The sequence below is a fragment of the Shouchella oshimensis genome (assembly GCF_004375095.1).
Lineage (GTDB): Bacteria > Bacillota > Bacilli > Bacillales > Bacillaceae_D > Shouchella > Shouchella oshimensis.
Window position 1 is genome coordinate 439,169 of sequence record NZ_SNUX01000002.1, and the last position, 19,464, is coordinate 458,632.

26 protein-coding genes are annotated in these 19,464 nt (G+C 40.1%); 21 read left to right on the plus strand and 5 right to left on the minus strand.

The window, feature by feature from the left end:
• Nucleotides 1-47 precede the first annotated feature (47 nt).
• The 4 genes from E2L03_RS08290 (at nucleotide 48) to E2L03_RS08300 (ending at nucleotide 2,620) form a co-directional block, all read left to right on the plus strand.
• A complete protein-coding gene (locus E2L03_RS08290) occupies nucleotides 48-1,367 on the plus strand; it encodes an acetamidase/formamidase family protein (protein WP_236702349.1) in 1,320 nt (439 codons plus the stop codon).
• Between the two features lie 107 nt (nucleotides 1,368-1,474).
• Nucleotides 1,475-1,633, plus strand: a complete 159-nt coding sequence (locus E2L03_RS20325; RefSeq protein ID WP_166740227.1) for a hypothetical protein — start codon at nucleotides 1,475-1,477, stop codon at nucleotides 1,631-1,633.
• Nucleotides 1,634-1,685: 52 nt separating this feature from the next.
• Nucleotides 1,686-2,351, plus strand: coding sequence for a hypothetical protein (locus E2L03_RS08295; RefSeq protein WP_134258908.1), 666 nt, complete (start codon nucleotides 1,686-1,688; stop codon nucleotides 2,349-2,351).
• 41 nt (nucleotides 2,352-2,392) lie between these two features.
• Nucleotides 2,393-2,620 (plus strand): hypothetical protein, encoded by a 228-nt coding sequence (locus E2L03_RS08300; RefSeq protein WP_134258909.1) that lies wholly within the window; start codon nucleotides 2,393-2,395, stop codon nucleotides 2,618-2,620.
• A 25-nt stretch (nucleotides 2,621-2,645) separates the two neighbouring features.
• Here the strand turns inward: E2L03_RS08300 and chbG are convergent, their stop codons facing one another.
• Together chbG and E2L03_RS08310 are read right to left on the minus strand one after the other, a co-directional pair.
• On the minus strand, nucleotides 2,646-3,353 hold the full coding sequence (chbG, locus tag E2L03_RS08305; RefSeq protein WP_166740228.1) for a chitin disaccharide deacetylase: 708 nt from the start codon (nucleotides 3,351-3,353) through the stop codon (nucleotides 2,646-2,648).
• A 16-nt stretch (nucleotides 3,354-3,369) separates the two neighbouring features.
• Nucleotides 3,370-4,080 (minus strand): GntR family transcriptional regulator, encoded by a 711-nt coding sequence (locus E2L03_RS08310; RefSeq protein WP_241741822.1) that lies wholly within the window; start codon nucleotides 4,078-4,080, stop codon nucleotides 3,370-3,372.
• A gap of 218 nt (nucleotides 4,081-4,298) precedes the next feature.
• Here E2L03_RS08310 and E2L03_RS08315 point away from each other — a divergent pair, with 218 nt between their 5' ends.
• The 6 genes from E2L03_RS08315 to E2L03_RS20330 all read left to right on the plus strand — a co-directional run bounded on the left by E2L03_RS08315 (nucleotide 4,299) and on the right by E2L03_RS20330 (nucleotide 8,388).
• Nucleotides 4,299-5,615: a 6-phospho-beta-glucosidase gene (locus E2L03_RS08315; RefSeq protein WP_038476680.1), complete on the plus strand. Its 1,317-nt coding sequence runs from the start codon at nucleotides 4,299-4,301 to the stop codon at nucleotides 5,613-5,615.
• Nucleotides 5,616-5,630: 15 nt separating this feature from the next.
• Nucleotides 5,631-6,911 (plus strand): PTS sugar transporter subunit IIC, encoded by a 1,281-nt coding sequence (locus tag E2L03_RS08320; protein WP_038476683.1) that lies wholly within the window; start codon nucleotides 5,631-5,633, stop codon nucleotides 6,909-6,911.
• A 14-nt stretch (nucleotides 6,912-6,925) separates the two neighbouring features.
• Complete coding sequence (locus E2L03_RS08325; RefSeq protein ID WP_038476686.1) at nucleotides 6,926-7,246, plus strand: PTS sugar transporter subunit IIA; 321 nt, start codon at nucleotides 6,926-6,928, stop codon at nucleotides 7,244-7,246.
• 4 nt (nucleotides 7,247-7,250) lie between these two features.
• A complete protein-coding gene (locus E2L03_RS08330) occupies nucleotides 7,251-7,559 on the plus strand; it encodes a PTS sugar transporter subunit IIB (protein ID WP_038476689.1) in 309 nt (102 codons plus the stop codon).
• Nucleotides 7,560-7,710: 151 nt separating this feature from the next.
• Nucleotides 7,711-8,100: a GNAT family N-acetyltransferase gene (locus E2L03_RS08335; protein ID WP_134259173.1), complete on the plus strand. Its 390-nt coding sequence runs from the start codon at nucleotides 7,711-7,713 to the stop codon at nucleotides 8,098-8,100.
• 120 nt (nucleotides 8,101-8,220) lie between these two features.
• Nucleotides 8,221-8,388 carry a hypothetical protein gene (locus tag E2L03_RS20330; RefSeq protein ID WP_166740229.1) on the plus strand — a complete coding sequence of 56 codons (168 nt, stop codon included), beginning with the start codon at nucleotides 8,221-8,223 and terminating at the stop codon, nucleotides 8,386-8,388.
• A 149-nt stretch (nucleotides 8,389-8,537) separates the two neighbouring features.
• Here the strand turns inward: E2L03_RS20330 and E2L03_RS08340 are convergent, their stop codons facing one another.
• On the minus strand, nucleotides 8,538-8,720 hold the full coding sequence (locus E2L03_RS08340) for a hypothetical protein (protein ID WP_134258910.1): 183 nt from the start codon (nucleotides 8,718-8,720) through the stop codon (nucleotides 8,538-8,540).
• A gap of 484 nt (nucleotides 8,721-9,204) precedes the next feature.
• Between E2L03_RS08340 and E2L03_RS08345 the strand changes: the two genes are divergently transcribed.
• The 11 genes from E2L03_RS08345 (at nucleotide 9,205) to E2L03_RS08370 (ending at nucleotide 17,325) form a co-directional block, all read left to right on the plus strand.
• On the plus strand, nucleotides 9,205-10,059 hold the full coding sequence (locus E2L03_RS08345; protein WP_038476695.1) for an ABC transporter ATP-binding protein: 855 nt from the start codon (nucleotides 9,205-9,207) through the stop codon (nucleotides 10,057-10,059).
• Nucleotides 10,056-10,712: an ABC-2 transporter permease gene (locus E2L03_RS08350; RefSeq protein ID WP_038476698.1), complete on the plus strand. Its 657-nt coding sequence runs from the start codon at nucleotides 10,056-10,058 to the stop codon at nucleotides 10,710-10,712. The genes E2L03_RS08345 and E2L03_RS08350 overlap by 4 nt, the downstream gene beginning before the upstream one ends.
• Nucleotides 10,713-10,743: 31 nt before the next feature.
• Complete coding sequence (locus E2L03_RS08355; protein ID WP_038476700.1) at nucleotides 10,744-11,019, plus strand: YfzA family protein; 276 nt, start codon at nucleotides 10,744-10,746, stop codon at nucleotides 11,017-11,019.
• 27 nt (nucleotides 11,020-11,046) lie between these two features.
• Nucleotides 11,047-13,665 (plus strand): class III lanthionine synthetase LanKC, encoded by a 2,619-nt coding sequence (gene lanKC / locus E2L03_RS08360; RefSeq protein ID WP_166740230.1) that lies wholly within the window; start codon nucleotides 11,047-11,049, stop codon nucleotides 13,663-13,665.
• Nucleotides 13,666-13,716: 51 nt separating this feature from the next.
• Complete coding sequence (locus E2L03_RS20335) at nucleotides 13,717-13,854, plus strand: class III lanthipeptide (RefSeq protein WP_166740231.1); 138 nt, start codon at nucleotides 13,717-13,719, stop codon at nucleotides 13,852-13,854.
• A gap of 30 nt (nucleotides 13,855-13,884) precedes the next feature.
• Nucleotides 13,885-14,022 (plus strand): class III lanthipeptide, encoded by a 138-nt coding sequence (locus tag E2L03_RS20340; protein WP_166740232.1) that lies wholly within the window; start codon nucleotides 13,885-13,887, stop codon nucleotides 14,020-14,022.
• A 36-nt stretch (nucleotides 14,023-14,058) separates the two neighbouring features.
• On the plus strand, nucleotides 14,059-14,196 hold the full coding sequence (locus E2L03_RS20345; RefSeq protein WP_166740233.1) for a class III lanthipeptide: 138 nt from the start codon (nucleotides 14,059-14,061) through the stop codon (nucleotides 14,194-14,196).
• Between the two features lie 34 nt (nucleotides 14,197-14,230).
• Nucleotides 14,231-14,368, plus strand: coding sequence for a class III lanthipeptide (locus E2L03_RS20350; protein WP_166740234.1), 138 nt, complete (start codon nucleotides 14,231-14,233; stop codon nucleotides 14,366-14,368).
• A gap of 31 nt (nucleotides 14,369-14,399) precedes the next feature.
• Nucleotides 14,400-14,537 carry a class III lanthipeptide gene (locus E2L03_RS20355; protein ID WP_164468423.1) on the plus strand — a complete coding sequence of 46 codons (138 nt, stop codon included), beginning with the start codon at nucleotides 14,400-14,402 and terminating at the stop codon, nucleotides 14,535-14,537.
• 88 nt (nucleotides 14,538-14,625) lie between these two features.
• The gene (locus E2L03_RS08365; RefSeq protein WP_124741293.1) at nucleotides 14,626-15,456 is read left to right on the plus strand and encodes a class I SAM-dependent methyltransferase; all 831 of its coding nucleotides are present in this window, start codon (nucleotides 14,626-14,628) and stop codon (nucleotides 15,454-15,456) included.
• Nucleotides 15,457-15,570: 114 nt separating this feature from the next.
• On the plus strand, nucleotides 15,571-17,325 hold the full coding sequence (locus E2L03_RS08370) for an ABC transporter ATP-binding protein (protein WP_134258912.1): 1,755 nt from the start codon (nucleotides 15,571-15,573) through the stop codon (nucleotides 17,323-17,325).
• A gap of 129 nt (nucleotides 17,326-17,454) precedes the next feature.
• Here the strand turns inward: E2L03_RS08370 and E2L03_RS08375 are convergent, their stop codons facing one another.
• Together E2L03_RS08375 and E2L03_RS08380 are read right to left on the minus strand one after the other, a co-directional pair.
• Entirely contained in the window at nucleotides 17,455-17,913 is a 459-nt protein-coding gene (locus E2L03_RS08375; RefSeq protein WP_134258913.1) for a FixH family protein, read from the minus strand.
• 12 nt (nucleotides 17,914-17,925) lie between these two features.
• On the minus strand, nucleotides 17,926-19,284 hold the full coding sequence (locus E2L03_RS08380; protein WP_038476707.1) for a PepSY-associated TM helix domain-containing protein: 1,359 nt from the start codon (nucleotides 19,282-19,284) through the stop codon (nucleotides 17,926-17,928).
• Between the last annotated feature and the right edge of the window lie 180 nt (nucleotides 19,285-19,464).

Genomic DNA, 19,464 nt, shown 5'->3' on the forward strand with positions numbered 1-19,464 from the left:
TTTTGTTAAGCTAAACTAAACAAAGGCAGATGGAGGGAGAGCGGGACATGAAAGGACTAGCAGTTGGGTTAGGTGTAGGTAGTGCCCTTGCGACTCAAGGGGTCTATGCAGAAGAATTTCCTTTACATACAATGGAGCCTCAGGAGGCAGAAGGTCAACATTATGTACCCTCAACAGTGGAAAACGTTCGATGGGGTGAACTGCCAAACCGAAAAAGTGCACCGGTACTAAAGATGGAATCAGGTGAAACGATTACATTTGATACAGTTTCAGCTGAAGGGTTGCTTGATGATCAAGGCAGAGATCCTATCTCTTACTTCGGTCAATATGGAGTAAAGCCAAAAGACATTCTTTCTGAAGCGATTGCCATTGCAGAATCAGATATTGTCAATAAATTCGGCGAACATGGTCCCCATATTGTGACAGGACCAGTTGAAATTAAAGGTGCAGAACCAGGTGATGTGTTAAAAGTAGAAACGCTGTCTCTCACGCCGCGGGTTCCATACGGCGTTATTTCAAACCGACATGGCCGTGGTGCATTGCCAGGAGAGTTTCCGGAAAATGATGGACCAGATGAAGAAGCAAGTCTTGAAAATCCAGAATTATTTAATAATGTATCGGTGTTCACCCCCATTACGATGCGAAATGGGCAGTGGTATGGTGAAATCCCTGATGAAGATGTGTTTTTTCCGCTTCAACCTTTTATGGGAATGATGGGCGTTGCAACAGATACGATTGATAGAGTAGATAGTGTCCCTCCAACCCGAACCGGTGGGAATATGGATATAAATGATTTAGGTGTAGGGTCAACCCTCTATTTACCGATTGAGGTAGAAGGTGGCATGTTTTACACTGGAGATCCTCATTTTTCACAAGGTGATGGTGAAGTCGCGTTGAGTGCTCTTGAAGGGTCACTTCGAGTTACCTTTCGGCTGTCGGTATTAAAGAAAGGAGATCCCGGAATTCCTGGGAACGCTCATACATTCAACCACCCAATTGGCGAGACAGAGGACTATTGGTTGCCGATTGGTCTTGATGAAGATTTAAATGAAGCGATGAAAGAGGCGACACGTCAATCGATTGACTTCTTGGAACATCATTACGGTATGAATCGAGCAAAAGCCCTTGCTTACTTAAGTGCAGCGACAGATTTTGAAGTTTCCCAAGTAGTGGATCGAACGAAGGGGATTAATGGGAAGATTCGAAAAGCTGATTTTGAAAAAAGGCTGCCGAATGAATTGGCAGCAACAACAGAAGGTGGACATCTACCACAAACATCCACCAACTATGTTGCCTGGATAATTGGTGGCTTAAGTATTGTTGGAGCAGCTTTTGCACTTGGTAGAAGAAAGAAACGATCTGTATAAGAAAAAGAGGCTCAGCACCATCGCTGTGTCTCTTTTTCTTTTTATGTAAATGAAACATTTTGTGCCAGTAACCGTAGAACATAAAAAGGAAACAAGGAGGAGACAGCATGAAACCGGACTGGTATACCTATGCGATTACCATAGCAACGATGACATTTGTTGGCTTCACTTCTTTTAATAACACTGCTGCCGCCCTCATATTCGGCATTGGAAGTGGGAGTATTTTTGGCTGGGTCATTGCCTCTATTCTGAAAATAAAACAATGATTCTTTACTGTTATCCTATTTGTTTATCAAGTTGAAAAAAGGAGCCCTTTTTATGTTTCGTTCCTATCGGCAATGGAAACGCCGGAAGAAAGTAAATAAAGTAAAGGAAGGCGACGGTCATGCCTTAAAACCATTCCGTTTTTGGCAGCCATTAACCCGCTCTTTATTTTATTTAAAACTTAGGAATCATGAAAGTGAAGACCATGTGTATGCAGTGAACGTTCATTTTTTTAGCGAAGATAACACGGCAGAGTTATACCTTAATGGTAAGCATATTGCCACCTCAAGTCTTCCGGCAGCTTTCCCTGTACCTGGTGGTGTCATTGAGGTCGGAACCACAGATTATGGATTAAGTCGAATGCATTATGTAGAGGATGGTGGTCAACGAGAATACGTACTACAGCCTGATAAGCGCTCAGGTGAAGGACTACGCATGAGATTTGACCAACGCTTCCCTATCTTAAGCAAAAGCATAGGACGGTCTGCTGTAATGGTATTACTCGTCTCTCTTCTACTTGGACTACCACAATTAGTAGAGCTCGTTACGAGCATCCCTTGGATACACGAACAAATCGGCACCTTTCAATCTCCTATAACACTACCTGATTGGGCAAATACAACTTTAATTGTTGCTGCTGTCCTAGCTGGGATTGAGCGCGCACTACTGTTAAAAAATCATTGGCTTATTGATATGGAAACGGGCTATTGGGATAACTAATGCAAGTCTAAAGGAGTGTAAGCGCCATTGTACAGCTTGTCTTGGAGAAAAAAGTAAAGCGGATTACGTCTCCATTTATTCAAGCATCTATGTTAACGGTTTTGCCAATTATATGGGCAAGAGGTATTGAATGGCAGGCTGTTCAAGTTGGCTTTTTCAATCAACCATTTCTCTACTCTATATCAGCATTTATGCTTGGTATGTGGGGCTTATTCTTGTTACTAATGGTAAGTGGAAATAAAAAAGAAACGGAAACCACACTCTCTTAAAACAAAGGTGAGTGTGGTTTTATGGTTACTTGAGAGTCCATCCATCTGGTAATGTATACGTCATTAAAACATCTGTTTCTTTTAAACGCTCAGAGACATAAGAAGAAGTGGTGGTTAACGTCGTGTCTGCATAAGCTGGGTGACACATAATCTCCAAAGATTGTACGCCTCTATGTTCGTCAAGGATACGATCTAACGCTTTATGAGTGACTCCTTGTTTGTAAAACCTTTCATCAAATGCCTCTGTATACATCTGAGTTTGGTGAGGCGTCTCTTCAAAATAATGCCGCCAAGGAAGTTGATAAACGGATGCTAGTTCCTCTATTACTGGGCGCAAATGAGCCCAATTATGCATGTGATGATGGCTGTCTAAATGACTAGGCGTTAACCCGAATTCGAAAAACGTTTCAATTTGCTTTGTCCATTCTCGTAGCACATCGGCTGGATCAATCAGACGTTCGTTTCGTTGTTCCAGAAGAGATCTAAATTGGCCATCCTGATTTGTAAGGCTTGGAACGTTTTCTGCTAAAGGTGTACCAATTGTTAAAGCAAGATGAACTCCAACACGCAAGCTAGGGTGCTGCTGTGCAAGGGCAACAGCATGACGCGTACCAGGCATATTCACAAGCATGGTCGTAGATGACACGACCCCATGTAAATGGCAATCTAAAATACCGTAGTTAACTCCTCGTGATAATCCAAAATCATCTGCATTAAATACAACAGTAGACATATTCCCTAAACCTCCATTAACTGTAGTGTCGTTCAATTTGAAAACTCGCTCGTTCCCCATGAAAATAGGTTTGCGAATGCTCCGCAATTTTTCCATCTTCTAAGAAAGCTAGCGTTTCCAAATAAAAACACGGTGTCTGTTCTTCAGATAGAAGATGTGTAGCAATAAAAGGGTCCATAGTTGTTAACTGAAGATGTTCCTCAGTTCGCGCAATACGAACACTGTAGTGATCTCTTAGTGTGGAATACAAGGAAACGGAGCATTGCTCCTCAGTAATACCTGGAGCAATAGACCAAGGAACATAAGCAATCTCATATTGCAAAGGCTTCTCGTCGACATAACGAACGCGAATGATTTTTTGAATGGCAGCATTTGCATCCGTCTGTAGTAAATCGGACAACTCTTCATCAGCCGGAATCACTTGTAATGACAATACTTTAATGAAAGGTTTTTTTCCTTGTGAAGTGACTTGTTCTGTAAAAGAGGTAATCGTTTGGGATAAATTGGTGCGTATTTTCGGTTCTGCAACAAAGGTACCTTGTCCTTGTCTTCGAACCACATAACCCTCTTGACTAAGTTGTTGTAGAGCAGTTCGAACGGTAGTACGACTCACACCATATGTTTCACAAAACTCAGCTTCTGTGGGAAGTTGTGATTGAGGTGCATATTCATTGGCTTCTATCTTTTGAATAATGTTTTCTTTGATTTGCTGGTGCATTGCAGACATTGGCATGACCCCTCCAGATTCTATACCTTTATTGTATCATAAATGATGGGAAGTTTTCATACAAAGGTAATGACAAAAAAGAGAAATGCTTTTAAAGTTGTTATTACAAATAATGCTGTACATTTCTTATTTGTTATGATAAATTGTAGTTGTATTAAGAAAGCGATTTCAAATAATAGTTATACCTACAAATAGAGTAATAACAGGAGAGGGGCTTTATGATGTTGAAGCTTGTCATCATAGGTGGAGGATCTAGCTATACGCCAGAAATTATAGAGGGCATGATTGACCGTCATGATCAATTTCCAGTGACGGAAATAGCGCTAGTGGATATTGAGAAAGGAAAACAAAAGTTAGACGTTATCTCACGTTTAGCAAAGCGAATGGTGAAAAAATCAGGAAAAGACATTACGATTACAGCCAGTCTTGACCGACGAAACGCATTAAAGAATGCTGACTTCGTGACAAGTCAAATTCGAGTGGGGGGATTGAAAGCAAGAGAAAAAGACGAACGAATTCCACTTTCTTACGGCGCTTTAGGGCAGGAAACAAATGGTGCAGGAGGAATCTTTAAAGCCTTGCGAACGATACCGGTTTTGTTAGAGGTATCTAAGGATATGGCTGAGCTTTGTCCAAATGCATGGCTTATCAACTTCACGAATCCTGCTGGAATGGTAACAGAAGCTTTGTTGAAATATGGTTCTCATAAACGCGTCATTGGCGTGTGTAACATTCCATTTAATATGCGAACAGGTGTGGCAGAAATTCTAGGCTGCCAAACGGAAGATGTTGAAATTGAATTTATTGGCTTAAATCATTTTGTATTTGGTCGTCGCGTGCTTGTAAAAGGAGTGGACTATACATCGATTGTGATTGAGCGATTAAAAGATCCATCAAATCAATATTCTCCAGCAAATATCGTATCAGAAGGATGGTCGTCTACATTTTTATCTTCTTTTATGATGCTGCCGAATCCTTACCATAGCTATTACTTTAAAGGGGCAGAGATGCTAGAGAAAAGTTTAAAAGAGTATTGGGAGAATGGAACACGGGCTGAAGTCGTCCAGCAAGTAGAAGAAGAGCTCTTTAAAAAATATGACGATAAAGAGTTAACAGAAAAGCCTACCGAACTTGAGAAAAGAGGAGGGGCTTTCTATAGCGATGCGGCTTGTAACGTTATGACAAGTATCTATACAAATAAAGGCGATATTCAAACTGTTAACGTTCAAAATAATGGGACCATATCAGACTTACCGAACGATGCTGTCATTGAAACCAATGCTGTCATGGGGGGAGAGGGGCCACGACCAATTTCAATAGGAACGCTTCCGCTCTCAATTCGAGGCATCATTCAATTGATGAAGAATATGGAGGAATTGGTCATTGAAGCAGCTGTAAAAGGCGATCGTGAGCGCTTGTATCAAGCGTTAGTCATCAATCCACTTGTTCGAGAAGAAACGCTTGCAAAAGATTTAATGGAAGAGTTATTGGACGCACATAAAGAAGATTTGCCGCAATTTTATCAGCAAGTATAAAAAGGGGGAATTTCTATGATGCAATGGTTAGAAAGAAATGTTGTGCCAGTGGCGGGGAAAATTGGCGCACAAAGGCACTTAGTTGCCATTCGAGATGGATTTGTCAGTGTTATTCCGTTAATTATTATTGGCTCGTTTGCTATCTTACTTAACAATTTCCCATTACCGACAATCGATCGATATCAAGCGTTTATGATGGGGATATTCGGTGAAAATTTCACCATGTTCGGCGGAAATATATGGGATGCCTCTTATGCAATCTTGGCTCTCCTTGTTACGATGGCCATTTCCTATCATCTAGCTCGTTCCTATCATGTTGATGGGTTAGCAGCAGCAATCTTATCCGTTTCCACATTCGTTATGCTATCGCCGTTCACTGAGGATTGGGGACTCTCACTAGCATGGACAGGATCACAAGGCCTTTTCGTTGCGTTGTTTAATGCCCTCATTGTAACTGAATTATTTCGAGTGCTTGTTAATTCAAGATTTACGATTAAAATGCCACAGGGAGTACCTGAGGGTGTAACGAAATCTTTTCGCTCATTAATTCCATTTCTTATAATTCTCATAGGGCTTAGCTTACTGCAAATGTTTATGACGTTAGTCGTTCAACTAAGCGTGCACGAATTAATCTTTGAATGGATTCAAACGCCATTACTAAAATTATCAAATTCATTACCAGCAGCACTTATCGTTGTGTTTCTTAATCATTTCTTATGGTTCTTCGGGTTACACGGGACAAATATTATGTCACCGATTATGGAAGGTGTATACTTATCAGCAAGTATTACAAATACTGAGCTTGTTCAAGCAGGAGCGAGTATTTTTGGGAACGAGCTAGCGATTGTAACAAAAGCATTCTTTGATGCTTACGTTTTTATGGGTGGTTCGGGAACAACATTGGCACTTATCGCCGCAATCTTTATTGTAGCAAAAACGTCCCATTACCGAACGGTTGGGAAATTAGGTGCACCGGGAGCAGCGTTTAATATTAATGAACCTATTATGTTCGGTATGCCCATTGTGTTGAATCCGTCACTGTTAATTCCATTTGTTTTATCACCAATACTATTGACCATCATTTCTTATTTTGCGATTTCCTTTGGATTTGTTGCGAAAACGGCAGTTGCCATTCCTTGGACAACACCGCCTATTATAAGCGGATTCCTTGTTTCAGGGCATTGGTCAGGGGTGGTTTTACAGCTCTTTAACTTAACACTTGCCACACTTATCTATATACCATTTATTCGCTTATCTGAACGTGCACAAGAACGAATTGAAAAAGAAAACGGTTAAGAAGGAGTACCATCATGACAAGAACACTTGAAGAAATTTCATTCACCCTCATTTTGCATTCGGGAAACGCTCGCTCTTTTGCCATGGAAGCCATCCAAGCGGCAAAGGCTGGAGAATTTGAGCAAGCGGCAGGTAAATTAAAAGAAGCCGAGGATGCATTTGTGACGGCTCACCATGGACAAACGGAACTGCTCCAACAAGAAGCGCAAGGAAACGGGGTCACCCCTTCCATTTTATTAATTCATGCACAAGATCACTTAATGACCTCGATGACAGTAAAAGAAATGGCTGTTGAATTGGTTGAACTCTATCAACGCTTACCAAAGGGAGTGTAAAAAGATGAATATTTTACTCGTATGTTCAGCTGGAATGTCTACTAGTATGCTCGTTTCAAAAATGAGAGAAGCAGCTGAAGTGAAAGGCGTAACGTGTGAAATTGATGCCGTATCCGCTTCACAGTTAAACGACCATTTAGAAAAAGTGGATGTCCTGTTAATCGGTCCACAAGTACGTTACATGCAAGCACAAATTACGAAACAAGCTGAACCGTACAACGTCAAAGTCGATCTGATTAATCAAATGGACTATGGGATGATGAAAGGTGAAAACGTACTGAATCAGGCAATACAGCTCGCTGAAGGGAAATAAGGTGTACAAAAAGTATAGGCAAGTTGCCTATACTTTTTTTGTGTATAATGGAGGAATAGGGAAGTAAGCAGGAATGTTTACAAGTATGTTCAGCGATTTTGAAGGCTAGAAAACGAATAAAGTGGAGGGAAAGAAATTGGATTATACAGTGATGCATGAAGCCCCAAATCCGAAAGCTTATATTGAGTTACGACTGGAAGCGGGATTAAGTGAGAAATCGGTAGAGGCAGCTGAAATCGGACTTCGTCATTCTTTATATGCAGTGACGTTGTACGACGGAGATAGGTTAATCGGTATGGGCAGAATTATTGGAGATGGTGGCGCATTTTTTCAAATAGTTGATATTGCAGTCAAGCCTACGTATCAAGGAAAAGGGTTAGGCAGTGTTATTATGAAGCACCTTACTGACTACCTTGATCAACACACACTGCCTGGTTCCTATGTTAGCCTTATTGCAGATGGGGAAGCAGAGCATTTATATAAGAAATTTGCGTTTAAACATACAGCCCCCCGATCCCAAGGAATGTACCGTTCGTATTAAAGAGGTTCGCCTATTTGTTCACTGGATGGTAGAAAGATAGCCAAAAGTGTGGTTTTACGTATGGGAAGAGGGGTAATCAATACACATAGGTATCAATCATGTTTAAGGAGGATATCTATCATGAATCGCTTTGAGCGAGAACTGTTTCGCCGGGAATTACTATTTCTTAAAGCAATGAGGAGAAAAGTAACCGGTAATGAAGCTCGCTTTACGGAGATGTTAGATGACCAAATTAAGCATCTTGAAGCGATCCTTCATGAAGAAACAGAGAATGTCTTATCTGATTAGTGTTAAAGGATAGGTGAACGCCTATCCTACATATCAATGCGAGAGGATCTTCCTTAACGTGATTGATCGCTAATCAATGGCTTGCTCTGATTCAGAGAAGAAGGCCCATGTATCCTTGCATGGGCCTTCTTTCTTGTCTATATTTAACACTAAAACCGCATAAAGCCGCCTTCAATAAATTCATAGAAAAAGAGAACGATCATAAAAGCCATTAGGACAATGGACCCGATAATCATCTGGCGTATAAGGTATTTCCATGTTTTCATTAATGGGGCACCAAGAAAGCCTAACACGACCAGTATGGCAAAGAGTATCGCAACCTCTAACATCATACATCACCTCTAGATGACAGTTCTTTCCTGAGCTCGAACGACTTATACTAGTCTATGCATCTCTTATTGCTTGTTTCATAAAAAAGACAATGAAGACAACGTATGTAATATGCTATCAGGCTGTATAGTAAAAGAATAAGGTCATTTTCGTGTTTTGAAACATGCCGCTGTGGTATATAAAAATAGAGATGAGAGGCGTCATATAGCTTCTGAGCCTGTTTTTTTCAAGTTTAACCATAAAGAGTAGCCAGAAAAATCCCTGTTTTCGTAAAAATAATAAAAAAATTGAAATTTTGTGGTTTTGAAACAATTTGCTGTGGTATATAAATACATAAATCAAGACAGTGCCGATTTGAAGTGTGTTTTATATTCGTTATAGGTTGTCATGCTTCTTTTACTATAAGCCAATATGGAGAATGTGAAATGTATTTTCAATATATAAAAAATTAATAATATTTTTTATATATTTTTAGGAGGATAAAAAATGACTGTACTTCTTGAGATGGAAAATATAAGTAAAACATTTAAACGTAAACATGTTCTTAAGAATGTTACCTTAGATGTTCCTGCTGGGTCAATTGTTGGATTTGTAGGCGATAACGGAGCAGGAAAGTCGACTACTTTCAAAACGATTTTAGGTTTAATCAAAAAAGATGAAGGAACGGTTCGATTATTTGGAGAGGAAGTACATGGGCAGCAACCATCTATGAGGGAACAAGTTGGCGTTGTCTTTGATGCCATTAACTTGCCTGCTGAACTGACGATTAAACAATTAAATAAAGTGTTTGTGAAAATGTATAGTAGCTGGGATCAAGAAGGATTTGATAGGTTGTTAGAAACGTTTCATTTGCCGACTGATAAAAAAGTAAAAGAGTTTTCAAGAGGAATGTCGATGAAGCTATCCGTGGCTGTAGCACTATCTCATAACGCAAAATTGCTTCTATTGGATGAAGCGACAGGAGGGCTTGATCCATCTTCACGTAAAGAATTGCTAGAGGAACTAACTCGGTTTGTTGAGGAGAATAAAGGTGGCATTCTGTTATCCTCTCATATTATGAGTGACATTGAGAAGATTGCTGATCACCTTGTTTTTATAAAAGATGGCGAAATTATCTTAACGGAAAAGAGAGAAGTCATTCAAAATCAATACGCAATCGTAGAAATGAATGAAAATGACTTATCGACAGTAGAACCAGAGCATATTGTAACATCGTATAAAGAAAAGGATGCGTTTGTGGTATTGATCTCTGATAAAAGAGTTGTACCGGATAACGTACCTGTTAATGAATTAACACTAGAAGATTTAAGCGTTTTCCTAGCGAGAGGTGAAAAGAAATGAATGCATTATTACTAACAAGTTATTACTTAGTCTACCGTAGTTTATTTATGTATGTTGGCATATCCATTTTTGTAGCTGCGTTGGTGTTAGGGTTTGGTCAAGAATCCATGCATCCTTTCGTTGTATTGCTTACGCTATTATTAGTTTCCATCCCTGCAATGGAAGTAATTAAGCATGAATCAAAGTCTGGCTACGATAAATTTGTGCTGACCATGCCAGTTAATCGAGCACATATCGTGTTTGGGCATTATCTTTTTTACTTAGCAGTACTCGCAATTGGAATTGTCATTACAACGGTAACGTTTTTCGTGTATTTTATTGTAGTGGAAGAGTCTTACATGCAACTCCTCGTGCAAATAGCGCCTTCTATTATGCTTGTATTGTTAATTGGAGCACTTATTTTTCCTCTGCTTTATTTATTAGGACCAGAAAAGTCAGATGGTGTCTTAATTGTGGCGGCAGGTGCAGCCATTTTGGTTAGCTTCCTGATGGAACGAGTGGTTTCCAATCTTGTATTTGAACGACTCGCTTTCAATGAGGCAGAGACGTCATCAATGGTTGTTTATTCACTGACCTTTGTGCTGATTGGGCTCATCCTTTATATCCTTTCTTTTCTCATTGCTTTAAGTGTTTATAAGCGAAAAGAATTTTAATTCACGATTACGTTTAAACGGGAGGCCTATTTTGAAAAAAGATACATTCATACGGGATATTTTTGAATATGGTTTGACGTTACTAGGTGTTAATATTCTATTTATTCTTACGGAAACACTGAACCTCAATCGGTCATTTAATACGGATGGCCAAGGAAATTGGAGCATCTTTGGTTTTTCCTTACAAGATTTTTTTACGGAAAATTTTGCTTTCTACGAAACATGGGTATTTAACATGATTCTGGTGTTCATGGTTGTAGCATGTCTATTTATGATTATTTTTAGAGCCATTAGACGGGGAATGTAATGTTTCGCTATGGAGAGGAAAGGGAGGATGAAAAAATTGGAAGGTAACTTTCTTTATCACCAGTATTTAAAAGTAGACTCAGAGCATTACGGGAAAATAAAAAAAGGCGAAGGAGGTGAATTAACGGTTACGAACGAAAATAAGGGCATGTATTCTGTTCATAGCGATGAGGCATCCGTTTGGACACACTATCAAATAGATGGCGTGCATTTACCGACCCAAGGATGGAAGATTCACATAACTGCCTCTAAGAATGATGCCCAAACCGTTCTTAATGACGTAGCAATGGTTTGCATGGAACGTAAGCTAGTGTTTAAGCACTTAAAAGACCGAGAGAGCTTTATGAAAATGAATTCAAAAAATGCGAATCGTGCCTCATCAGGCAAATTTATAACGATTTATCCACTCAATGATGAACAATTTATACAATTATTAGATGTTTTTGCTGACGTAACAAAGAAGTATGAGAAAGGTCCCTATATTTTAAATGATAAGCGTTGGAAGGATAGCAATGTTTTTTATCGATATGGAGGATTTAAAACAATATTAAATGAAGACGGGGAACATTGTATATACGACGATACCGGTCAATTAATCCCTGATCAACGCAACCCATTCTATCAAGTACCGACATTTATGGAAACGTATGATGCTTATTTAGATTCATTAAACATAAAAGATGATCTACTTTTAAACGAAGAGACGACTAAACTTAACGAATATACGATGGAGACATCTTTAAGCTACAGTAACGCTGGGGGAGTTTATTTAGCCACAAGAAAGAAAACAAATGAAAAAGTAATCATTAAAGAGGCTAGACCAGTAGCTGGCTTAGATGGAATAGGTCGAGATGCGTTAGAGAGGCAGAAGATCGAACTAGATGCACTAACGACCTTAAAAGATGTATCTGGAGTCGTGAATGTTATGGATCACTTCCAAGCGTGGGAACACTATTTTATTGTGGAAGAATACATTGAGGGCTCAGATTTAAGATCATGGTTAGTACAAAACTATCCTTTTGTAGGTAGTGTAGACTTGAACCTGTATGGTGAAGAGATCATGTCCATTATGACGAACCTTTATCACATTATGGAGGACATGCACCAAAAAGGCATAGCAATGGGTGATATTCAACCAGCAAATGTGATTCTGACTTCAAGTGGAGAAGTCAAGTTAATTGATTTTGAAACGGCGTCTTCCGTCTATTCTACTGACAAACCTGGGATGGCGACTACTGGTTTTATCTCGAAAGAAATTAACGTCGCAGGTGCAAGGGATTGGTTTGGCTATCTAAAATTACTACGGTATCTTTCTTTACCAATCCTAACGTCGGATACATTAGAAACATACCTTGCCCCTATCCAGTTAGAGTGGATTAAGAACCAGTATCCAAGTCACATTTATAAGCAGTTTATCGATCTATTTGAAAAAGCAGCCAATCAGATTCGTTCCTATCAAAGCGATATTCAATATCAATGGCAGTTAGATGTGGACGAGCAGACGGAAGACTTACAACAGATTGTGAACAAACTAATAAAAGGATTAGGTCAACATGTAACCGATGATGAAAGGTTCATTAATGGTGATATCCGTCAGTACGAGTTAAAGGATGGGAAATTCAATATACTAAATGGCGGGAGTGGAGCCGCTTTAACCTTGTATCGTTCAAACCACTGTGTAGAAAAAGTAGATAAGTGGATCAACACTCATTTATTGGCTAAGCTTCCAACTGTTCAAAACATCGGTTTGTTTTCAGGACTGGCTGGAATCGGTACGTTGCTTTATGAAAGAGGATATACAGAATCGGCCCAGCAAGTAATCCAGAAAATAAATCAAACAGACGAAAGAAACGATCTAACTTTACGCTCTGGTCTCTCTGGTGTCGGTTTGTTTTATATAAGTCTGTATCTGGAAACGAATAAAACCGAATATTTGGATTATGCTGAATCTATTCAAGATAGAATTGACAGTGCAAGAAAAAAGCAGCCATCATTGAAGACTAACGATTGGTCTGCTGTACCGATAGGGTTAATCGATGGCGTATCTGGTATTGCTTTGTTTTACGCTGCGCTCTATTCTGTGACATCGAATGAGGACTATCTGCAACAAGCCATTCAATTCATAGCAGAAGACTTGGATAAAACGCAAAAAGACGAGGAATCGGATATGCTGCAAACATTGGATGAGAACAATCGATTATTACCGTATTTATCTGGAGGTTCAATCGGAATCGGTATAGCCATTTGGTATGTAAATCATGTTAGCGGCAAACAACTGTTTAAAGAAGAGTTCGACTCTATTTTGAATGTCTCAAAGATCAGATGCACCATTAGTGGTGGGCTCTTCGATGGTGCAGGCGGGTTTCTGCTAGTACCATCCTTAGTAGAAGATAGACAAGCACAATGGGACTGTACAAAAGATGTCATTCAGCTGGCACATTTGTTTTTAATTGAAAAAGAAGATGCTTATCTCTATCCAGGTAATTTTTCCTATCGATTATCGGATGATTTGTTTTCCGGTAGTTCTGGGATCATTCTAGCCTTCCAATCGATTATGAAGAAAAATCCATTGTATTGGTTACCTCTCATAAATGTGGAAACCTTTTTATCAAGCACGAAAGGATCAGCACTGAAAAAAGTTCGTTAAGGTTGATCAACATGTGGACAAGTCGATTATTCTGTAAAGGAGGTGAGAACGATGAATCAAGTATTAGAATTACAGAAACTAGCACATGAAGTAGACGGTCAAGGACAATGGAGCGTCGAAAAATCACCAGCAACCGTGACGATCACGACAACAGCAGTAGGTTGGTCAACGGCGAGTAATGATTGTTAAGCATTGGCAAGGATAAGAGGAGGTACCAACATGAATCAAGTTTTAGAATTACAGAAACTAGCACATGATTCAGACGGTCAAGAACAATGGAGTGTCGAAAAATCACCAGCAACCATTACAACAACAAGAACCGTCATAGGCTGGTCAACGGCAAGTAATAGTTGTTGAGGCTCGTTGGAAATTTGTAAAGGAGGTGAAAACGCGATGAATCAAGTTTTAGACTTACAAAAACTAGCGCACGATTCAAATGGTCAAGGACAATGGAGCGTCGAAAAATCACCAGCAACCATTACAACGACGACAACGGCAGTAGGTTGGTCAACGGCAAGTAACGGTTGTTAAAAGTAGGTGGGAATCTTTTAAGGAGGTGACGAACATGAATCAAGTCTTGGACTTACAAAAATTAGCGCATGAAGTAGACGGTCAAGGACAATGGAGTGTTGAAAAATCGCCAGCAACTGTGACGATCACGACAACGGCAGTAGGTTGGTCAACAGCAAGCAACGATTGTTAATAGTAGATCTTTTATCATAGGAGGTACGTACATGAATCAAGTACTAGAATTACAAAAGCTGGCAACTCATTCAAACGACCACGGGCAATGGAGCGTTGAAAAATCACCAGCAACAGTGACCATAACAACAACCGCAGTAGGCTGGTCAACAGCAAGCAACGATTGTTAATTATGATGCAAGTTGTTAGTCTGTTTGGCTAACAACTTGCATACATTATAGTCGGTTTGCAATAAAAACTCAAATAAGGGTGGTAGAAATGGACAAGTTATTAGAAGTTGTAAAGAGTCCCGAAGTGTTTGCAGAAGGGTCGCAAGATATTTGGCTTGATCCGGATCGTGCTGATTTTGTCTTACAGTCACATCTGGATGAAACAATGGACGGTGCAAGTAAAGATGCACATTTTATTCAGCAGTCCATTGATCTTATAAGTGAGATAGCGCCACTAACAAACTACCAATCTATACTTGATCTTGGTTGTGGACCGGGACTGTATTCAGAAAAGCTAGCTGAGAAAGGATATAGCGTTACAGGCATAGACTTTGCTGAGAATTCCATTGAGTATGCGAGAAAAGAAGCGGAGAAAAAGAACCTATCCATTGACTATCACTGTGGAGATTTCCTAACTATTAACTATGAAGAAGAATTTGACTTAACCCTATTAATCTATCAAATCTTTGGTATTTTGAACCCTGATGAACGGAAAAAAGTACTGTCGAATATGTATAGAGCTCTTAAACCTGGAGGATTCGTGTTGCTAGATGTATTGTCAGACAAAAGTTTCGCAGATTTCGAAGAATCAAGAGAGTGGAGTCTCTCAAGTAAAAATAGTATGTTATCAAGAAAAAAGCATTTAGGGTTGATCTCCACTGAAAAGTATCCTAATAATGTCTCACTTCAAAAAACCGTCTTAGTGTTTGAAGATGGGGAAATCGTTAACTATCATTATTGGAATCAATACTTTAGTGTGGAAGACTTAAGACAAGAGATTGAAGAAGCTGGATTCACACTTGAACAAGTGTATGCAGACGTGAACGGTGAAACGTATAAAGCAGATGGTGAATTTATAGCGGCTGTTTTACGGAAATAAACAAGCATTTCGTTGATAAAGATTTCTATATCGTTTAAAAGGGACAAAAAGTTTGTGTCTATTTCTTTTTTCAATGAACGACTGAAACTCTAACTATGAAAAGAGACTTTCACTATGGAAACGTTATCGTATAAACAATTTGTTGGGATTTTTACTACCTATAGGCCGTCTCGGATGCTCCTAACAATTGCCTTTACACTTTCCTTGGTTCAAACAGGGCTGTCGTTAGTCATTCCATTAATAGCTATGGATCTTGTGAACTTGCTCATCGAGGAATCGTTTAATGGGCTCCTACTTGTTGGGTTAGTGCTTTTGTTCGTTACTCAAGTTGTCTTATCTGGTCTATCCTTATACTTAATGATTTATATCGGTGAAAAAGTGATCGTACGTCTTCGGGATGATTTGTGGAATCGAGTTGTACGATTGCCCCTGACGTTCTATGACAAAAACAATTCCGGCGAAATTATGAGCCGCATTACCAACGACACCAATGTGATGAAAAATTTTTTTATTGATCATTTAGTCCCCTTCGTTACAGGGCTCATTTCAATAATCGGTTCATTCATCATCCTCTTTGTTTTAAACTGGTCTATGGCGCTGCTTTTCTTAATTATTTTTCCATTAGCGTTCTTTGTGATAAAGCCTCTTGGAAAACGAATGTACAGCGTTTCAAGAGACCTACAGCAGGAGACGGCTTCTTTTCAAGGCGACCTAAGTAGAGTGCTAGGAGACGTTCGACTAGTGAAATTTTCTGTTGCTGAAAAGCAAGAGGCAGCTGAAGGGACTAAGCGCGCTACTAAACTCTATCACTATGGATTATCCACCGGAAAAATACTAGCAATTGTGGCTCCGTTAATGACAGCAATCATTCTACTTGTACTCGTAATGATTATCGGATATGGAGGGTATCAAGTAGCCACAGGAAGCCTTTCAGCAGGTGCACTGGTCGCTGTCGTTTTTTACATCTTTCAAATTATTAATCCACTTTCCATGATGGCACAGTTTTTTACGCAAGCGCAAAAAGCGATGGGTGCGACTGAGCGGGTTTACTTATTATTGCAGGAAGAACATGAGGGGTCACGTGACCCAGTGAAAGAGCCTGTGAGAAAAAAACAGCATACGTTCAGAGGTATTCGTTTTTCAAACGTCGGTTTTTCGTACGATCCAGAAAGAAGCATTCTAAAAAATATTAGCTTTACGGCAGAGAAAAATCATGTAACCGCAATAGTAGGACCTAGTGGAACTGGTAAAACAACCATGTTTTCGCTAGTGGAACGATTCTACGCTGTAGAGGAAGGTGATATTCTCTTTAATAATGACTCGATCTACTCCTATACATTAGAAGAGTGGAGAAGGAAAATTGCCTATGTAAGTCAAGAGTCGCCGATTATGAGCGGAAGCATAAGAAAGAATGTAACCTATGGATTAAAGGAAGCAAAAAGCGATCAGACCATTTATGAAGCCTTAGGCAAAGCGAATTTAATGAGTGACATCATGGGGCTACCAAAAGGACTGGACACAGAGGTAGGAGAACGAGGGGTTCGGTTATCTGGTGGTCAAAGACAAAGAATGGCCATTGCAAGAGCCATCTTAAGAGACGCGGACATCCTTTTACTCGATGAAGCAACAGCACACTTAGATGGGCAATCGGAAGCGCTTGTTCAAGACGCATTGAACGAGTTAATGAGAGAACGAACAACGTTAATCATCGCCCACAGAATCGCAACTGTTCAAAACGCAAACAACATTGTAGTAGTTGAAAATGGAGAAGTGACAGATCAAGGGATTCATGAGGATTTATACAAGAGAAATACATTATATCATCAGCTAGTGAATAGACAGATGTTATCGAACAACTATGGGGCGTAACGAAAGGGTAGTACAAGTAGCGATGAAAAGGAAACCGTACAAAGAACGAAAGACGAATGTCCGCCAACGGGATCATTCGTCTTTTTCATGCATCGTCTATTCTTGCATCCTTAAAAGAGTGTGCATGTTCTAATGGTGTGCATGATCGTTTGAAAATGGTTGTGAAGAGCCGTTTAGTAAATACTCCGCTTCTTCAGGTGTGATCTTGCCGACAGCAAAACGCTTTGTCGGCATCGCATATAAGTCATCAACTTGTGTGAAGGCTTTGGCAAAATAGAGCCCTTCCTGTGTAAAATCAATTTCCACTGCATAGATCCCATTTCCTTCAGAAGTAGCCGTTACATATTCATGTTGTTCATGATTATTGGACCAGACTTCAAATCGAACAAGATCCGCATCTGTGATCTCCTCCTCTCCTTGAGAGACAGACGCATAAATCGTTTGTTTCCCTCCTTCCGAGACGGAATCAGGTAATTCGACTCTTACTTGAAGCGGTTGAAAGTCTGTGTACGCTTCAGGGTTATGGCTAGTAAAAGAACAGGCAGACAGGAAAACAGTCATGCTCATGATGGTAAAGAATAATCGCATGTTATCAACCTCCTATGCGTGGAAAAACGCTTTGAGACGCTTGTTTTTTTGAATAAGGAAAACGTCTAATAAGAACACAACGAGAAGAGAAAGGGCAACAAGTGGAAACACAACAGCAAATAAGAGTAGAATGACGAGCAAAGCCCGGTTATGACGAATGGAATGTGCTTTTGGAGCACCCATATGTTGTTGAGGCTTCCGGCGTCTCCATAAGAAAAACCCTGATACAATGATGCCAACTAAGCCGATACAAATGAGTAAGCCGAACAATTGATTAAGAAGTCCGAATTCAAGCCCTTTATGAATCGTAATCCCCGTTGCCATCCATTTTCCAACTAGACCATAGTCATCATACCGATAATCGGCGAGAACAGCACCTGTATATTGATCCACATACATGGTCGCTTCGTCTCTTGCTTGGTCAGGAAAGGCAGAAAGCGTGAAGGAGCCTGTTTCACTCCTTGGAAAATAAACGGTGTAGCTCGGATGTAATTCCCGGTGCAACCCTGTTGTGACTACATCATCAATTGAAACCTGTTCATAGCCTTGGGCGTTCCCAGAAAGCGGTACAGGTAATTTCTGTGCAGCCCAGGCTGATTCTGCTACATCCTCGGTTAAGGATTGCGGAGCATCACCTACCCAAATAGACGGGGGATACCCCTGCCCTGTACTTGTGGCTAAATGCTGCACACCATTTCCCCAAAAACCAGTCCACAACATCCCTGTTAAAACGAAAAACAAGAGGCCGATGGATAGCCACGCAGCAGGCACTGCGTGTAAATCGCGAACAAGAACACGCTTGCCCTTTCGCACCCGCGGGAGCCAGACCCCATAGAGAGTAGGTTTGGAGCGTCTTGGCCACCACAAATAAAGGCCACTAGCGATCAAAATAATGGTCCATGAAGCTGTGAGTTCAACAACTCGATCCCCAAACGTTCCGAGCATCAGCTCGCTATGTAATTCAATTAACCGTTCCATCACCCGATTTTGATCCAGGAGCACCCCTAATGATTCCCCAGTGTATGGATTCATGAAGACGGTGCCCGATGCCCCATCTTCAAATGAAGCGCCAATAGCAACAGATCGGGTGGCTTCTTCACTAGGGGAATAAGAGGTAACCGTTTCAATTTCCTCGTGAGCAGTGAGCGCATTTGCGATCAACTCACTAGGCGGATACGTCACACCATCTTGGTTAGGACGCACATCGTAATACTCGCTGTAGATGGAAGCTTCAATCGTGCCTTTAAACAAGTAGATGCCTCCTGTAATCGCTAGAAGAAGTAAAATGGGTGCAATGATAAGACCAGCGTAAAAATGCCATCGCCAAACCGTACCATAACGTTTTAACGATCGAGGTGGATCTGTTTTCAATGGTCATTCCTCATTTCGATTATAATAATATAATGTTTGTTGAACTAACTATACAACAAGGATAACGAAATAATGTGAACTAATTGTGTGTTTAGGTTGGGAAAATAAAAAAAGCACCTAAACGGTTTAGAAACAAGGCATTTCCATAACGTTGGTCGCTTTTAATCCTTTATAAAGTCC

Coding starts and splice junctions, on each gene's coding strand:
- E2L03_RS08290 (WP_236702349.1), top strand. CDS start 48: ATGAAAGGACTAGCAGTTGGGTTAGGTGTAGGTAGTGCCCTTGCGACT.
- E2L03_RS20335 (WP_166740231.1), top strand. CDS start 13,717: ATGAATCAAGTATTAGAATTACAGAAACTAGCACATGAAGTAGACGGT.
- E2L03_RS08310 (WP_241741822.1), bottom strand. CDS start 4,080: ATGTCTGCAATGCACCAGCAAATCAAAGAAAACATTATTCAAAAGATA.
- E2L03_RS08320 (WP_038476683.1), top strand. CDS start 5,631: ATGATGCAATGGTTAGAAAGAAATGTTGTGCCAGTGGCGGGGAAAATT.
- E2L03_RS20330 (WP_166740229.1), top strand. CDS start 8,221: ATGAATCGCTTTGAGCGAGAACTGTTTCGCCGGGAATTACTATTTCTT.
- E2L03_RS08315 (WP_038476680.1), top strand. CDS start 4,299: ATGATGTTGAAGCTTGTCATCATAGGTGGAGGATCTAGCTATACGCCA.
- E2L03_RS08350 (WP_038476698.1), top strand. CDS start 10,056: ATGAATGCATTATTACTAACAAGTTATTACTTAGTCTACCGTAGTTTA.
- E2L03_RS20340 (WP_166740232.1), top strand. CDS start 13,885: ATGAATCAAGTTTTAGAATTACAGAAACTAGCACATGATTCAGACGGT.
- lanKC (WP_166740230.1), top strand. CDS start 11,047: ATGAAAAAATTGGAAGGTAACTTTCTTTATCACCAGTATTTAAAAGTA.
- E2L03_RS08325 (WP_038476686.1), top strand. CDS start 6,926: ATGACAAGAACACTTGAAGAAATTTCATTCACCCTCATTTTGCATTCG.
- chbG (WP_166740228.1), bottom strand. CDS start 3,353: ATGTCTACTGTTGTATTTAATGCAGATGATTTTGGATTATCACGAGGA.
- E2L03_RS20345 (WP_166740233.1), top strand. CDS start 14,059: ATGAATCAAGTTTTAGACTTACAAAAACTAGCGCACGATTCAAATGGT.
- E2L03_RS20325 (WP_166740227.1), top strand. CDS start 1,475: ATGAAACCGGACTGGTATACCTATGCGATTACCATAGCAACGATGACA.
- E2L03_RS08345 (WP_038476695.1), top strand. CDS start 9,205: ATGACTGTACTTCTTGAGATGGAAAATATAAGTAAAACATTTAAACGT.
- E2L03_RS08295 (WP_134258908.1), top strand. CDS start 1,686: ATGTTTCGTTCCTATCGGCAATGGAAACGCCGGAAGAAAGTAAATAAA.
- E2L03_RS20355 (WP_164468423.1), top strand. CDS start 14,400: ATGAATCAAGTACTAGAATTACAAAAGCTGGCAACTCATTCAAACGAC.
- E2L03_RS08365 (WP_124741293.1), top strand. CDS start 14,626: ATGGACAAGTTATTAGAAGTTGTAAAGAGTCCCGAAGTGTTTGCAGAA.
- E2L03_RS08375 (WP_134258913.1), bottom strand. CDS start 17,913: ATGCGATTATTCTTTACCATCATGAGCATGACTGTTTTCCTGTCTGCC.
- E2L03_RS08330 (WP_038476689.1), top strand. CDS start 7,251: ATGAATATTTTACTCGTATGTTCAGCTGGAATGTCTACTAGTATGCTC.
- E2L03_RS08335 (WP_134259173.1), top strand. CDS start 7,711: ATGCATGAAGCCCCAAATCCGAAAGCTTATATTGAGTTACGACTGGAA.
- E2L03_RS08340 (WP_134258910.1), bottom strand. CDS start 8,720: ATGATGTTAGAGGTTGCGATACTCTTTGCCATACTGGTCGTGTTAGGC.
- E2L03_RS08370 (WP_134258912.1), top strand. CDS start 15,571: ATGGAAACGTTATCGTATAAACAATTTGTTGGGATTTTTACTACCTAT.
- E2L03_RS20350 (WP_166740234.1), top strand. CDS start 14,231: ATGAATCAAGTCTTGGACTTACAAAAATTAGCGCATGAAGTAGACGGT.